The organism is Streptomyces albospinus (genome assembly GCF_014648695.1).
Taxonomy (GTDB): Bacteria; Actinomycetota; Actinomycetes; order Streptomycetales; family Streptomycetaceae; genus Streptomyces; species Streptomyces albospinus.
The window spans coordinates 111,156-125,954 of record NZ_BMRP01000011.1 but is presented as its reverse complement, the minus strand read 5'-3'; the positions used below and the strand labels follow the sequence as shown (position 1 = coordinate 125,954).

The 14,799-nt window shown below is 69.4% G+C and carries 14 protein-coding genes, 1 tRNA gene and 2 pseudogenes; 10 read left to right on the top strand and 7 right to left on the bottom strand.

Annotated features, from left to right (window positions below; all coding sequences use genetic code 11):
- Together IEZ17_RS17375 and IEZ17_RS17370 are read left to right on the top strand one after the other, a co-directional pair.
- The coding region (locus tag IEZ17_RS17375; RefSeq protein WP_189301085.1) for an NAD(P)-binding protein at window positions 1–1,188 on the top strand (1,188 nt) is incomplete at its 5' end.
- A 111-nt stretch (window positions 1,189–1,299) separates the two neighbouring features.
- Complete coding sequence (locus IEZ17_RS17370; RefSeq protein WP_189301083.1) at window positions 1,300–2,298, top strand: zinc-binding dehydrogenase; 999 nt, start codon at window positions 1,300–1,302, stop codon at window positions 2,296–2,298.
- Between the two features lie 47 nt (window positions 2,299–2,345).
- Here the strand turns inward: IEZ17_RS17370 and IEZ17_RS17365 are convergent, their stop codons facing one another.
- Entirely contained in the window at window positions 2,346–3,449 is a 1,104-nt protein-coding gene (locus IEZ17_RS17365) for an aminopeptidase P family protein (RefSeq protein WP_189301082.1), read from the bottom strand.
- Window positions 3,450–3,800: 351 nt separating this feature from the next.
- On the opposite strand from IEZ17_RS17365, the gene IEZ17_RS17360 reads away from it, so the two are divergent.
- On the top strand, window positions 3,801–4,211 hold the full coding sequence (locus tag IEZ17_RS17360; protein WP_229852338.1) for a hypothetical protein: 411 nt from the start codon (window positions 3,801–3,803) through the stop codon (window positions 4,209–4,211).
- 561 nt (window positions 4,212–4,772) lie between these two features.
- Here the strand turns inward: IEZ17_RS17360 and IEZ17_RS17355 are convergent.
- Entirely contained in the window at window positions 4,773–4,988 is a 216-nt protein-coding gene (locus tag IEZ17_RS17355; RefSeq protein WP_189301079.1) for a hypothetical protein, read from the bottom strand.
- Window positions 4,989–5,572: 584 nt separating this feature from the next.
- Here IEZ17_RS17355 and IEZ17_RS17350 point away from each other — a divergent pair.
- A complete protein-coding gene (locus tag IEZ17_RS17350) occupies window positions 5,573–6,073 on the top strand; it encodes an NsdA family TPR-like regulatory protein (protein WP_229852337.1) in 501 nt (166 codons plus the stop codon).
- A gap of 42 nt (window positions 6,074–6,115) precedes the next feature.
- Window positions 6,116–6,364 (top strand): annotated as a pseudogene (locus tag IEZ17_RS42445) (flavoprotein); the annotation flags it as partial.
- Window positions 6,365–6,544: 180 nt separating this feature from the next.
- Here the strand turns inward: IEZ17_RS42445 and IEZ17_RS17345 are convergent.
- Together IEZ17_RS17345 and IEZ17_RS17340 are read right to left on the bottom strand one after the other, a co-directional pair.
- On the bottom strand, window positions 6,545–6,961 hold the full coding sequence (locus IEZ17_RS17345; RefSeq protein WP_189301076.1) for a YeeE/YedE thiosulfate transporter family protein: 417 nt from the start codon (window positions 6,959–6,961) through the stop codon (window positions 6,545–6,547).
- On the bottom strand, window positions 6,961–7,617 hold the full coding sequence (locus IEZ17_RS17340) for a YeeE/YedE family protein (RefSeq protein ID WP_189301074.1): 657 nt from the start codon (window positions 7,615–7,617) through the stop codon (window positions 6,961–6,963). Before IEZ17_RS17340 ends, IEZ17_RS17345 begins: the two co-directional genes overlap by 1 nt.
- A 967-nt stretch (window positions 7,618–8,584) precedes the next feature.
- On the opposite strand from IEZ17_RS17340, the gene IEZ17_RS45675 reads away from it, so the two are divergent.
- Both IEZ17_RS45675 and IEZ17_RS17335 read left to right on the top strand, forming a co-directional pair.
- The gene (locus IEZ17_RS45675; protein ID WP_506005248.1) at window positions 8,585–8,878 is read left to right on the top strand and encodes a DUF8730 family Cys-rich protein; all 294 of its coding nucleotides are present in this window, start codon (window positions 8,585–8,587) and stop codon (window positions 8,876–8,878) included.
- 722 nt (window positions 8,879–9,600) lie between these two features.
- Window positions 9,601–10,890: a serine/threonine-protein kinase gene (locus IEZ17_RS17335; RefSeq protein WP_189301072.1), complete on the top strand. Its 1,290-nt coding sequence runs from the start codon at window positions 9,601–9,603 to the stop codon at window positions 10,888–10,890.
- Window positions 10,891–11,263: 373 nt separating this feature from the next.
- Here IEZ17_RS17335 and gcvH read toward each other — a convergent pair whose 3' ends face one another.
- Window positions 11,264–11,620, bottom strand: coding sequence for a glycine cleavage system protein GcvH (gcvH, locus tag IEZ17_RS17330; protein ID WP_229852354.1), 357 nt, complete (start codon window positions 11,618–11,620; stop codon window positions 11,264–11,266).
- Window positions 11,621–12,257: 637 nt separating this feature from the next.
- A complete protein-coding gene (locus tag IEZ17_RS17325; protein ID WP_189301297.1) occupies window positions 12,258–12,503 on the bottom strand; it encodes a type A2 lantipeptide in 246 nt (81 codons plus the stop codon).
- Between the two features lie 153 nt (window positions 12,504–12,656).
- On the opposite strand from IEZ17_RS17325, the pseudogene IEZ17_RS44460 reads away from it, so the two are divergent.
- Both IEZ17_RS44460 and IEZ17_RS44455 read left to right on the top strand, forming a co-directional pair.
- Window positions 12,657–12,977, top strand: a pseudogene (locus IEZ17_RS44460) (hypothetical protein); the annotation flags it as partial.
- A 9-nt stretch (window positions 12,978–12,986) separates the two neighbouring features.
- Entirely contained in the window at window positions 12,987–13,292 is a 306-nt protein-coding gene (locus IEZ17_RS44455; RefSeq protein WP_229852358.1) for a hypothetical protein, read from the top strand.
- Between the two features lie 47 nt (window positions 13,293–13,339).
- Here the strand turns inward: IEZ17_RS44455 and IEZ17_RS17315 are convergent.
- A tRNA-Thr gene (locus IEZ17_RS17315) sits at window positions 13,340–13,413 on the bottom strand.
- Between the two features lie 214 nt (window positions 13,414–13,627).
- On the opposite strand from IEZ17_RS17315, the gene IEZ17_RS17310 reads away from it, so the two are divergent.
- Window positions 13,628–14,764, top strand: a complete 1,137-nt coding sequence (locus IEZ17_RS17310; RefSeq protein WP_189301070.1) for an ABC transporter ATP-binding protein — start codon at window positions 13,628–13,630, stop codon at window positions 14,762–14,764.
- The last annotated feature ends 35 nt before the right edge of the window (window positions 14,765–14,799 follow it).

The window sequence follows — 14,799 nt, the reverse complement described above, 5'->3', positions numbered from 1 at the left end:
GCCGGCCTCACCGCGGCCATCTCCGCCGCCGAGTCCGGTGCCGCCGTCACCCTCTACGAGGCCCACCGCACCCTCGGTGGCCGTGCCCGCACCGCCGACGCCCCCTACCGCACCAACGAGGGCGCGCACGCCCTCTACCACCGCGGCCCCCACTGGTCCTGGCTCAAGAAGCGCGGCCTGCTCCCGCCGCTCGCCCCGCTGCCTGCCCTGGAAGCGACCCGGCTGCGTTTCCTGCACCACGGCAGGCTGCACCGGCTGCCCCCGCTCGGCATGGTGACCACGCTGCGCCGCCACCGCACCGCCCCGGTCGACCAGGACTTCCTCAGCTGGGCGAGCAGCCGGGTCGGCGAGCCGACCGCCCGCGCCGCGGCCCATTTCGTGGGCGTCTCCACCTTCCACCACGACCCCGGCTCGCTCTCCGCCGCGTTCGTACAGGAGCGGCTGCGCCGCAACACCAGCCTCCCGCCCGAGGCCCACTACATCGCCGGCGGTTGGGGCACGCTCATCGACCTCATGGCGCGGCACGCCCGTGACCTGGGCGTACGCGTCGAGACCGGCGCCCGGGTCGAGACGCTGCCGGAGGACACCCCGGTCATCGTGGCCACCCACCTCGACGCCGCCCGCGCCCTCCTCCAGGACGACCGGCTCCGCTGGAGCAGCGCCCGTGCGGTGCTGCTCGACCTCGCCGTACGAACCCGGCACGGCGACCCGTTCGTGGTGTCCGGGCTCGACTTCCCCGGCTGGATCGAGCGGTTCACCGGTCCCGATCCCGGCCTGGCGCCGGACGGCGAACAGCTCATCCAGGGTCACTTCGGGATCGCCCCGGACGAGACCCGCGCCGCCGGGATCGCCCGCGCCGAACGCCTCCTCGACGCCGGCTTCCCCGCCTGGCGCGAGCGCACCACCTGGCGCCGCGAGTCGCTGGCCACCGGCCGTACGGGAGCGGTGGACCTCCCTGGCACGACCTGGCGCGACCGCCCGGCGATCGACCGCGGCGACGGCGTCTACCTGGCGGGCGACCAGGTCGCGGCACCCGGCGTGCTCTCCGAGGTCTCGTTCACCAGCGCCCTGGAGGCCGTCACGCTCGCCCTGGCCACCGGCCCGCGCCCCCGCACCCGCGGGTCAGGCACCCCTCGCAACGATCAGGCGTCCATCCCCTCAGGCGCCCGTCCCACGGGCAGCTCTTGACCTCAATCAAGCTTGAGGTAGCAGGGTGACGGCAGTTGACCACCTCCACCGCCACGGCAAACCGCCAGGCAACCACCAACTGCCGCCCCCTCCTCAAGGAGACGACCCGTCATGCGCGCAATACGGCTGCACGCCTTCGGCCCCGCGGACAACCTCCGCCACGAGACCGTCGGCGACCCCGTCCCAGGGCCCGGCGAGGTCCGTATCGCCGTGGCGGCGGCCGGAGTTCACCTCCTGGACACGACCCTCCGCAGCGGCCGGCCCGGTGGCTCGGTACCGCTCCCCGACCTCCCGACCGTGCCGGGCCGGGAGGTCGCCGGTACGGTCGACGCCCTCGGCGAGGGCACCGACCCCAGCTGGCTCGGCCGGCACGTCGTCGCCCACCTCGGCATGGTCCCCGGCGGCTACGCCGAACTGGCCGTCACCGCCGCCGACCGGCTGCACCCGATCCCCGAGTGCCTGGACCCCGCCCAGGCCGTCGCCATGATCGGCACCGGCCGCACCACCATGGGCATTCTGCTCTTCGCCGCTCTCACCCCCGACGACATCGCCCTCATCCCGGCAGCCGCCGGCGGCATCGGCTCGCTGCTCGTCCAGCACGTCAGGAACACCGGCGCCACGGCCATCGGCCTGGCCGGCGGTCCGGCGAAGGTCGCGCACGTCCACGACCTGGGCGCCGACCTCGCCCTCGACTACACGGACCCCAACTGGCCCTCCCTCGCCCGCCGTTTCCTCGACGGCCGCGGCGCACCCGGCGCCACCCTCGTCTTCGACTCCGTCGGCGGCACCCCCGGCCGCGCCGCCGTGGACCTCCTCGCCCCCGGAGGGCGTCACCTCGTCTTCGGCTGGTCCTCCGGCGGCCCACTGGAATTCGCGGACCGCGAACTGGCCGCCCGCGGCATCACGTCCGCATCCGTCCTCGGCCCCCCGATGCTGGCGAAGGCCGGCGGCGACAACCCCCTCCGCACCCTGGAAACCGCCGCCCTGGCGGAGGCCGCGGCCGGCCGCCTCGTCCCCACGATCCACCGCTTCCGCCTCTCCGAGGCCGCGACCGCACACCGCGCCCTCGAAACCCGCGGCACGATGGGCAAGGTCGTACTGATCCCATGAGGGGCACCGGCGCCCCTCGGAACGGTCGGCGCCCCGAGGGGGTGCCCCTACGCCACCACCGCCAGCGCCCGCTCCGTCCCGTTCAGCCGCAGCCCACCCGACTCCGTGCACACCACGATGTCCTCGATCCGCACCCCGAACCGCCCCGGCAGGTAGATCCCCGGCTCGATCGAGAAGCACATGCCCGGCACCAGCGGAAGATGCTCGCCCTCCACCATGTAGGGCGGCTCGTGCGTGGTCACCCCGATCCCGTGCCCGGTCCGGTGGATGAAGTACTCCCCGTACCCCGCCGCCTTGATGACTCTCCTGGCCACCCGGTCGATCTCCTGGCAGGCGATACCGGGCCGCACCGCCTCGAACGCCGCCTGCTGCGCCTCCCGCACGATCCCGTGCACCTTGCGCTCCTCGGCACCCGGCTCCCCGACATGCACGGTCCGCGTCGTGTCCGACCCGTACCCGTCCTTCAGCCCCCCGAAGTCGAGTACGACCATGTCGCCGTCCTCGATGACCCGATCCCCCGCCTCGTGATGCGGGTTGGCCCCGTTGGGGCCCGAACCGACGACCGTGAAGTCCACCTGGCTGTGCCCGTGCTCCACCAGCAGCCGCGCCAGATCCGCCGCCACGTCGGACTCCCGCCGCCCACCGAAGCGCACACCCAGAATGTCCTCGTACGTCGCATCGGCCGCCGCCCCCGCCGCCGCCAGCCGCGCCACCTCGTACGCGTCCTTGACCGCCCGCAGCATCGGCACCGCCTCGGTCAGCGCGGCATACCCGCCCCCCGGCACCGTCCGTTGCAGCCCCAGCAGATGCAGCGCCCACATCCCGTCCGACACCCCGTAACGCCGGTGCGGCGCAAGCCACTTGCCCAGCTCCACATACGGATCCGCCCCGTCGGACCAGCCCGCCACCTCCAGCGCCCCGGCCCCCGGCGCACGCTCCGCGTCCGGCCGCTCCAATACGGGCACCAGCAGCCGCGCCGCCCGCCCCGGCTCGATCACCAGCGCGGTCAACCGCTCGGTCACCGCCGTCGGCCGGTACCCGCACAGCCACACCAGATCCGGCCCCGGCGCCACGATCAGCCCGGCCAGCCCGGCCTGCGCCGCCGCCAGCCCCGCCCGCTCCATCCGCCGCGCATAGTCATCCTGCGCCATCGCACTAACCATGCCGCCGAACTTACGCCGCCCCGCTTACCCACACACACCGACACGAATAGCCCCAGACATCGGTCCGGGACCGCAGCCGACCTCCGCCACTCATCCTTTAGGCCGCCCTCCGAAGCGAACAGATGCGACCGGAGGCGGAGACGGAGATCGGCCAGCGGGTCGACTACGGACCTTGCTCACCATGAGTACGGTGGCGTGGCAAGCGAAGAAGCCGCGTGCGGCAGCGCAGGCAGCACCCTGCAGCGCGGCCGGACACAGAGACGGGCCGAGGTCACCATGGCACCCCCACACCAGTCGTCGCGCCGCGTCCGGGGTGACGTCCTTTTCGTGATCGCCTTCGTGGCAATCGGAGCCCTCGTCCTCGGCGGGATGCTGTGGGCCAAGAACCACGTGACCGAGCTCAAGAAGTGGCGAGGCGAGAACGCCTGGTCCCTCACGTACGAGGCCACGTCGTCCAGCGGCGAACCGCGGGCCGCCGCCCTCAGCTACCGGCACAACCCCCACACGTCCAAGCCCGACTACAAGGACGAGCGGCTGGGCTCCACCAAGCTGCCCTGGAGCACGACGGTCGTCGTCAGCACCGGCAAAGAGGCGCGCGTCGAGGTCACCCCGACCGGGGACGGGATCGCCTCCTGCCGCATCCTGCTGGACGGCATCCGAGTCGTCGCCTCAGGAAAATCCCCCGGCCCCGGCAAGCCCGCCGTCTGCCATGTGATCACCAGCAGCACCCCGGAGAAGTGGCCCCACTGACCGAACACGTCCCCCCAGCGCACTCCGCCGGCCTGCCCAGCAGCATCCCCACCATCGCCGTAACCGCATCGCCGTAACCGCATCGCCGTAAGGGCCCGGTCTTCGAGCCCCGCCCGTCGCCCCCTGTCCGGCACCGTCACCTTCCGCGCCCCAGGGCAGATCGCCTTCCCCGACGCCGGCATCATCCTCGGCGCCCCCGTCGTCGCACCGCTCGACGCACGCGCATGAGCCAGGACCATCCGGCCCCGGCACGCCGCACTCGCCGCCCAGTGGTCCAACCGGACACCGGCCAACAGCACCGCCGAAGCCGCCTCATGCTCAACCGCGGAGGCACCCTCACACCGCTCGGCAACACCATCACCGCCACGGCAAAAAGGCCCACGCCTCACAGCGCATCACCCCCAGCGTCCACGGCCTTTCGCACGGCGAGGTCCCTGGCTTGATCATTCAGGCTCGCCGCACAGCTGGCGCCGACGCCACGGTTGGGTGGAGTCACGGCATGTGGGGTGCCAACACCAACGGCCCGCCCCGACGGGGCGGCTCAGCAGCAGGCGAGCAAAGTCAGCCCTTCGGATCCTGAATCCACCCCTGCTTCGCCATCGCATCGCATACGATCGCGGGCGAATTCTTCGTCCCGTGCTGGGTCTTCATGTCCTTCATGCAGTCGGCATAGGGGATGGGCCCGTCGGAATCGGCCGCAGAGGCCGCTTGGGCAGCCACGACCGTGAACACACCACTCATGGCAATGCCTGTGGCCACGGCCACCGCGGCACTCATTCGACGCACAGTTACGTTCCCTTCTTCCCACCGAGGCCCAGCTGCCTCGGTGTACCTCAGCCCGTTCAACGACCCACCGCACCATGAGAAACGTGAGGAACCTCTGTGGTGCCCGCCGGCATCCCCACCGTCACCATTACCGCGCGATTCCCCGCCCCTGACGGCCGGCCCCTATCCGGCACCGCCACGTTCCACGCGCCGGCCCAGCTCACGTTCCCCACCACCGACGTCATCCTCACTCGGGCCGGCTATTCAGTCGGTCATGCCGAAGGCGGCACGCGATGCCGCCGAGGCGACCACCGCCCTGATTCCTCGCGGTGGGGCAGGCAAGCCCGTCAAGAAGCCGGTCGCCCCGTCTCCATTGCCGACGGCGGGGCGTTCACTTCGACCGATGGGCACACAACGGGCACGCAGGACGGCGCGAAGATCATCGAGTTCCGCCCCCGGTCTGTCCGGGCATAGAAAGAGTCCAGGTCAGCGGCTATCTGACCTGGACTTCTCAGAGCCCCCTGTCGGATTCGAACCGACGACCTTCGCTTTACACGGGCGGGCCACTTCGCATTGACGGCGACGATCTGGCGGCCATGCATGCCTTTCGTAGCGCCGACCGCCAAACCGGAGGAGGCCGGCTGCACGGAGCGGTCGTGCGGCACCTCGGCGACAAGGTGGCGCCACGCCTGGTCGACACAACCAGCGGACTCCAGGTCTTCGCGACCGCGGCAGTTCTGACGGAGATGGCGGGATGGATGGCCCACGACTCAGGCCGTGACGACCTGGGAGTCCAGCACTTCGCCCGAGCCCTTCCACTGGCGCGCACCTCGGGCGACTTACCCCTGACCGCCAACATCGCCGCGAGCAGAAGCCACCTCGCCCTCCACACCGGCGACCCGGCTGCCGCCGCACATTGGGCACAACTGGGCTTGTCCCTCGCGGAGAAGGGACCTCGGATCGCCTCGCTCACCGCCCGGCTCCATGCCATGCAGGCCCGGGCCCTGGCAACAAGCGGCCAGCAATCACCGGCTCGCCGTGCGCTCGACGCCGCTCACGCCGACCTCGAAAGCCCCTCGGACGCCGTCCATCCCTGACTCAGCCCCTTCGACTCGGCAACTCTGGCGAGCGAGTCGGCCCTGGCCCTGGGCAACCTGTGCGAGGCGTACGGCTTCGGCATTCCCACAGCGGTCCTGCCGTACCTGAACGCGGCCCAGGCCGCCCACCCCCCACCCCGCGTACCGCAGAGCTTGGACCGGCTGCACGAGATGGGCGGCCTGATCGGGGCGTAGGAGCCTCACCGGCCCAAGGCCGGCGGCGGTGCCGACCGCTTCCGTTGGGAGGAGGCGCTGGAACTGCTCACGCCCCAGGTGCCCAGCCGGTCCTGATGAAGCCGTCACGACTCAGCCGCTGACCATGCACGCTTCTCCGTCCTCTGGTGGGGCTCCCATGACGGCCGGGCTCTGCGTCGCCCAGTCCCAGGTGTGCATGGGCTGCCGCAGGCCGTCGGGGAGACAGTCAAAGCGAGAGCCCCAACCTTCATGGCTCGTGTCGGTGGGCGTGCTTGGTTACAGCCCGCAGGAGCCGCGGTCGAGGTGGAAGTATCGGGCGTTGGCCCAGCGGCACAGCCGGATACCGACGATGACGCCGACGATTGTGATCAGGGCAGGCAGGTATCCGCTGGCGACCTGGATGATCGGGATTGCCGGGCACCCACCTGAGATCGCCCAGCCCGTACCGAACAACACCGCGCCGGGGATCACGCCGGCGTGGATGCGCCCTGGGGTGCGGCGGACCCGCAGCAGAGCGAACGCGCACACGATGATCCCCACCGCACCCGCGAAGGAGAGGAACATGCGCAGGTCCTGGAAGGTGAACATGCGGTTCAGCTCGGCGTAGTCGCCGAAGCCGATGTTGGTGACGGTATAACCGAGGGCCAGTCCGGTGATGATCGTGGCCAGCAGAATCGCGCCCCGGGTGCGCATCAGATCACCTTCCACAGGAGGAACGACACCGCGACGGCGGTGCCGAAGAACACGGCGGTCGCAACGATGCTGACCGGGCGTAGGCGGCCGCAGCCGCTGAGTCCGTGGCCGGAGCTGCACCCACCGGCCAGCCGCGTGCCGAAGCCGACCAGCACGCCTCCCACGAACAGCACGGCGATCATGGTGGTCGGATCGGCGGTGACCAGGTTCCGAAAACCCGGGCCCATGTCGTAGCGGAGGTGGAACCGCCCGGAGGTGACCGCGGCGATGAACCCACCGAGGAAGATCGACATCAGCAGGGCAGCCTGAGTGACCAGCGGGGCCGGGCGCACGCTCGTGGCCGCCGGGCGTTCACTCGCTGTCGATTCGGCGTCGGCTTCGAGCGGCTGCGACTCCCCGTACGGAACCTGCGGCACGTTGGACGCGTCGGTGCCGGTGCCGAAGTGCTCCGCTGTAGCCGCGGCAAGCGCCTCAGCGAGAGCTTGATCGTCGGTGAACTCCTCGTCCATCCGCTCGAGTCGGCGTTCGCGACGCCAGTGCAACACGCGATCCCACGCGGCCGACACCCCGAGAGACCGATCGGTGATGAGGGTGTGGTTGATGGTGACCAGAGCGAGCCCGATAGCGCCCGCCCACCAGGGCCAGTAGGTACTCATGCGGGTCCTCTCATCCAATCGGCAAATCGAGCCCACCAGCCGCGCTTTGAGCCGGGCGCTTGCTGTGTGTGTCGAGCGAGGCTGTCTGAAGGCCGGGCAACCTGTGGGGACGGTGACGGTTGGTCTTGCCGGACAGCCGCTGGTGGAGGTGTTGCCCCGAACTGGGCCATGGCCTCCGGTATCGCGGTTCCAGGTCCTGAGTGCTCATGTGGCCGGGTCGGTGCTGGCTGGGGCCGGGACGCGGTCTCCGGTGACCCCGGAGCGGGCCGTGGCGGCGGGGGCTGTCGGGGGACCGCCGCCGGGCCGGTGGCGCCGGATCGGTCCACCTCGGCCGGGGCTTCGAGGTGTCGCGCGCGGGCTCCGTTGGGCAGCAGGCTGATCGGCACGCGCTCGCCGGTGAGTGACATCTGGTAGCGCGCACAGCCGAGCCATCGATCCGCGCTGTCGCAGTAGTATTCGCGCCACCCTTGCAGGCTCGCCCTCAACAGGGGGAAAAGGGGGCATCCTGCGGCGTGAGAGCAACCCACGTTGCTCCTTCCTGACCGGCGCACCACCCGTTCGGGGAGAGCGGTTGCCGTTCTCGATTCCTGCCCTCGCTATGCCCGGTCGACGGTCTGAAAAGCAATGCGGTGACGGGCAGTGACAATAAGGCGCTGTGCCTCCATCCCTTGATCGGCCGCGATGCAACCATTGTTTCGGTGTTCCGAGCAACTCAGGGAGTTTTTCCAAACAGGCCACTTGGCACTACTTGGTGAGATACTCTCCGCGACGGATTTGCGGTGCCTGCCTCTCATGTCCGGATATCTGCGATCGCCGGCGAGGCTGCCTGAATCGTGATTCGACTGCGTGATCGCGGCCCGCGCTGGCGCAAGTCAACTGTTTATGGAGGGGGTGCGAATTCTGGAGTTCCTTGTGGTGATGGCGTGAATATCGTGGATATCGAACGAAGAGCCAAGGGAGGGCAATCATGTGTCAACGTGCTGTCTGTCGGTCGTGTCGGAAGTTGACCTATGAGGGCTGCGGAAGGCATGTGGACCAAGTGCTCATGGGTGTGCCAACAGCTCAGCAGTGCATGTGTGAGCCCGCGGAACGCAAGCGTGAACGCACAGTGGAGGCCACGACTCGATCGGAATCGGTGCCAGCCCGACAGGGCGGGGCGTCGCGACGCACACACGCTCCTGGGTACCCCGGGAGTCCACCAGGTCGATCGAGGGGCGGCTGGTGGGCTCGGCTCATCGATTGGCTGAAAAGACCGGCATGAGGTAATGACCCGAGTGCGCTCGCTTTGGGGCCCTTGAGTTCAAGGTGTTGGTTGTTGGGCCGTGAGAACCCGGATTTCGGAACTCCGGGGTGCCAAGTGGCGCCGAGCGCGGAGCCAGCACCGACACCCGTGTCCCGCGACGAACATCGTCGGCGCTCTGCATGACAGCATCCGCTTCTTCTGACGACCTCATCCACTTTCTGCGGGCCCGCTGTACCGAAGAATGCCAGCGGTGTTACCCGACGACGGCCTTTGAGGGATTCACTGATGACGACAGCCCGCGGGCCACTGCCACGAGGGGCGCCCGGACTGCCGTATGCGCGCAGGAGCGGGCCAGCACGGGGGGGAACCAGCCCGCTCCTGCGGTCGGCGCCCGCTTGCCCCCCTCCAGGAGAGCGCGCGCCTCGACCCTCGTGATCGGGTCACTCCTTCCTGCGCGCTGTGCCCCTGGAATGTCACTGATGGCGGGAGATGGTCACCAATCCAGCGCTCTTGTGAAGAGAGCGACTTGAAGCCGTCACGACTCAGCCGCTGACCATGCACGCATCCTCGTCCTCCGGCGGGGCTACCCGTAGCAGCCGGGCTCTGCGCTGCCCGGAAAGACACGGTTGCAGGGCCGGTACGCTGGGGCCGCTGCGGCACCCCGCACCTTGATCCGCGCCCCACGGTGAGTCATGGCTTGCGGCGATCAAGACGTCTTTGGGCATGAGGATGAAGAACACGTGCTGATAGCGGGCCGATACCGGCTGCGAGACACCGTCGGGCGGGGCGCGATGGGAGAGGTCTGGCGGGCCTTCGATGAGACGCTCGGCAGACCGGTTGCCGTGAAACTCCTGCTCCCCCACGACTCCGACCCCACCGCGCCCTCCCGCTTCCGGCTGGAGGCGCAGACCGCCGGACGCCTCAGCCACCCGCATGTGGTCGGCGTTCTCGACTTCGGCGAACACGAAGACCGTCTGTTCCTGGTGATGGAGCTCGTCGACGGGGACAGCCTCGCCGACCAGCTCACCGTCTCCGGACCACTGCCCGCCGAGCACGTGGCCCATATCGCCGCACAGGCCGCCCTTGGGCTGGCCGCCGCACACCGTCAGGGCGTCGTGCACCGGGACATCAAGCCGGCCAACCTCCTGCTGGGCGCCGAAGGCACCCTGAAAATCGGCGACTTCGGCATCGCCCGCTTCCTCGACGACCCCGGTGCCGCGCTCACCACCACCGGTCAGATCGTCGGCACCAGCCTTTACCTCGCGCCCGAGCGGGCCCTGGGCCGCACCGCCGGCCCGGCATCCGACGTGTACTCCCTGGGCTGCGTGCTCTACCAACTCCTCAGCGGCCGACCGCCGTTCCGGGCGGACAGTGCGCTCGCGGTGCTTCATCAGCACCTCGATGCCGCCCCGGTCCCACCCCGGCAACTCGGCGCCGATCTACCGCCTGCCTTCGAGAGCTATCTGCTCGGCCTGCTGGCCAAGGAGCCCGAGAGCCGACCCACGGCTGAGGAGGTGGCGGACTGGTTCGGGCGCGGAGCCTGGCGCGGCGCGCGGGAGCCGCTGCCGAGCGAACACCAGCATCACGGCCGCCCGAACCGGCCGCACACCACCGGCTCAAGGACCGCCGCCCCTGCAAGCTCCCCCTCCGCTCCCACCGCCCACTCCGACCGTGCCTTCGCGCCGGTGACGGACACCGAGTGGCAGACGAGCGTGCACCGGGCCGCGACCCGCCGCGCACACCTGCCCTTCCTCCGCCGTTCCCCGCTGGTGGCCGTGCTGGGCGGCGCCGGCCTCTTCACCCTGGCGTTGGTGGTGGGCATGGTGTGGTTCTCGCCCGGCACCGACTCAGCTCAGGGGCGGCAGACCAACCCGCCCACGAGCACGAGCCCCGCCACGCCGTCCCCCTCGGCGTCATACGAGACCGCTTCCCCACCTCCGGCACAGCTTGCCGAGCAGAAGCCGGAGAGGGCCCCCGACGTCACACCAGGCCCCAAGAAGGCCCACAGGCCCGGCAAGCGCAAGCACTGACAGGGGCCGGGAGCCCGGATCCTCACACGGTCTGCCTCGCCTGGCTCCTGTCGCCCCACCTGTTGGGAGGCGAATACGTAGTCCCTGAAGACGCACCCGAGGTCGCCGGGTTGTTCTCGCGCATCGAAGAACTCACCAAGAAGCCGGTGGAGCGCGGTCACGGTTGCGGTGTCGTCCTGCCGCGTGACCGAGTGGACGCATCCACCACGAGCGAGGGGGCCGACGAGAATTGGCCAGGTCAGGTCGTGTCCTGTACCGCAGGGGACCTCACATGTGCGCGCCAGGACACGGGCTCCATGGGATTCGCTGAGTAGGTCCGGAACACGGCGCCGGGATACTCCCGGTCCGTTCCTCCCATCGCTGAGGGTAGGGGTCAGCTGGCGAACTCGGTGTACTCGTCGGCGGAGAGCAGGTCCCCCGGCTCTTCCGAGGCGCGCACTTTGAACAGCCAACCACCCTCGAACGGTGTGGAGTTGACCCGCGCCGGGTCGTCGACGACGTCCTGGTTTGCAGCGACGGCCTCACCGGTCACCAGGGAGTACAGGTCGCTCACCGCCTTGGTCGACTCCAGTTCGCCGCAGGTCTCGCCCGCGGTCACCGTGTCACCGACTTCCGGAAGCTGCACGAACACGGCGTCGCCGAGCGCGTTGGCCGCGTGCTCGGTGATCCCGGCCGTCGCCACGCCGCCCTCGGCGGCCGACAGCCACTCGTGCTCCTTGCTGTAGCGCAGCTACTGGGGGTTGCTCATGGCGTGGAATACGGGTCACACCTGAAGGCGGTTGCTGACCGGCCGCTGGGGGCGCTGGCCGAGTCCGATGACGCCATCCATCCGTGATAGCCATGTCGCTTGAGAACACCAAGAGGCGGCGCTCTCAAGCGACATGGCAACCTCGCAGGTCAGCAGCCCACCTCTGCCGGATGCACTGCGACAGGACACGCGCCGTCCGAGCGGGTGTCCTGAGGATGTGCCACTTCTGGTGAGACCGGACCGTGTGCCAACGCCGTGAGACCGCGGGAAACCTGCTGGTCAGGAGATCGGCGTAGGCCACAAGCCGCGAGATCCTCCACCTCGTGGGAGCCTGAGCCAGCCCGCAGCCTCTCGGATCGCCAGACTCCCCTTCGGGAACGCCGCCCGAGCCACCCGCACCGTATCCGTCAGAATCTCTGCCGAGCCCAAAAGCTGCAACAACACCCGCACTTACCCAAACGACAACGTCGGCCTTCAAGACCACCACCGAATCCTGAAGGCCGACGTCACGCGAGCCCCTGAATTCGCCTACAGCATCACCAAGCGATCGACGGGGCGCAGTAGCCAGGCCCCGAATTGGCCAGCAGTGCAAAGAGGATTCTCGGGGCCTGCCGGCGCGTCAGAGCCCGGCTATGCCGGAAAAGCCGGCCTGGCCCGAGATGGGGCCGGTGACCTGGATGCCGCCGCCACCGCTGATCGAGCCGCCGGGCAGACCCGGCAGACCCGGCAGACCCGGCAGCCCGGGCAGACCCGGGATCGCGGACGTGCCGTCCTGAACCATGTCGCCGAGAACGCCGCCGGAAACGCCGTCCAGGTCGGCCTCGGAAATCTCTCGGGTCTCGACGGGAGTGAAGTCGTTGCGCATGACTGTCCTTTCCATTCGTAGCTTGGCGCGAGAGCCAACCATGCCGACCGGCCGCCCGGCGACCCCGGCCCATCGGTAATTTCTGCCGAGGTTCCCAATATCCCTACATGCCGCCCCGAGGAACCGTTCACGGGATCGCGGAAACTCCTTCACATGCCTTTCGAGATCCGACGCCCATGGCCGGTTTACAGCGCCATCGCCGCTGGAAACCGGTGGGACATGTCAGTATTCGAGACCGGCCAGAGCGCGGCGGGCCCAGGCGATACGAGGGGTCTGTGGTCTTCCTGTGCGCTTCACGGATGCTGCCCTCAAGGAAAGTCCGCCCGCGCTACCCGCACCGTCTCCGCCGGAGCCTTTCCTGCCGCCATCGGCCGCATCGACACCGACACCCTTCCCGAGCAACGACGTCGGCTCCATAATCTGCGTCACGGTGCCGCGACCCTCGCCCACGCGGCCGGCGCAGACCTGAAGGACATCCAGGAGATGCTCGGCCACTCCTCGATCGCCATCACGGCGGACACGTACACGAGCCTGCTACCGGAGACCGACCGGGCGATCGCCGAAGCCGCCGCCCGCCTCGTCCCTCGCGCACGCCGGACGGAACAGTCCGCCGAAAACGACGCGGACCTCGAAGCGGACGAGGAGTCCGGAGCTGAAGGCGAGGAATCCGGGGCCGAAGCCGTACCGGACGGTGCCGGGAAATCCGCAGCCGAGCCCGGCCCTGGTACCCCATCCGCTCACGCACCGCGCACGGAAACGGCCCCGGACGGGGAGTCCGAGGCCGAGTAAGACGCCTCCCTGGGGGAGAAACCCCAGGTCAGCGGCTTGATACGCAGAGCCCCCTGTCGGATTCGAACCGACGACCTTCGCTTTACAAGAGCGGTGCTCTGGCCAGCTGAGCTAAGGAGGCGTACCGGGAGAAGTGTACCCAGGCGGACCGGATGCCCGTCGCCTTATTTGCTGAGTGCGGGACTGCTGACAGCGGGCACCGGCCCAGGTAGCGTCGCGTGCAGTCTCAGCGCTGTGGGCTGCACCGCTCTCTGGTGGTGATCCCCAGTGGTGGGCGACAACACTCCTTTACTCGGATCGTCCGGCACGTTCCTGCCGGTGAAGGGACACACACCATGGCTACGGTCACGTATGACCAGGCGACCCGGATCTACCCGGGTTCCGACAAGCCCGCCGTCGACAAGCTCGACATCGCCATCGAGGACGGCGAGTTCCTCGTTCTCGTAGGGCCCTCCGGATGCGGCAAGTCCACCTCGCTGCGGATGCTCGCGGGGCTGGAGGACGTCGACGAGGGGGCCATCCGCATCGGGGACCGGGATGTCACGCATCTGCCGCCCAAGGACCGGGACATCGCCATGGTGTTCCAGAACTACGCGCTCTATCCGCACATGACGGTCGCCGACAACATGGGCTTCGCGCTCAAGATCGCCGGTGTGCCGAAGGCCGAGATCCGGCAGAAGGTCGAGGACGCGGCGAAGATCCTGGACCTGACGGAGTACCTGGGGCGCAAGCCGAAGGCGCTGTCCGGCGGTCAGCGGCAGCGGGTGGCGATGGGGCGGGCGATCGTGCGGGAGCCGCAGGTCTTCCTGATGGACGAGCCGCTGTCCAACCTGGACGCGAAGCTGCGGGTGCAGACCCGTACGCAGATCGCCGGGCTCCAGCGGCGGCTGGGCATCACCACCGTCTACGTCACCCATGACCAGGTCGAGGCCATGACCATGGGCGACCGGGTCGCCGTCCTCAAGGACGGGCTGCTCCAGCAGGTCGACTCGCCGCGGAACATGTACGACCGCCCCGCCAACCTCTTCGTGGCGGGCTTCATCGGCTCGCCGGCCATGAACCTGGTCGAGGTGCCGATCACCGACGGCGGCGTGAAGTTCGGCAACAGCGTCGTCCCGGTCAGCCGTGACGCGCTGGCCGCGGCGTCGGCGAAGGGCGACACGACGGTGACGGTCGGCGTACGGCCCGAGCACTTCGAGATCGTCGAGCAGAACGGCGCCGCCGCGGAGTCGCTGTCCAAGGAGGCCGCGGACGCGCCGGCCGGACTGGCGGTGACGGTCAATGTCGTCGAGGAGCTGGGCGCCGACGGCTATGTGTACGGGACGACCGAGTTCGGCGGGTCGGTGAAGGACCTTGTGGTCCGGGTCAACGGCCGCCAAGTTCCGCAGAAGGGCGCCCAGTTGCACGTCGTGCCGCAGCCGGGTGAGACGCATGTGTTCTCCACGTCGTCGGGCGAGCGGCTGAGCGACTGAGCGGACGGGGAGGGACCGGGAGGAGAGGACCGGGA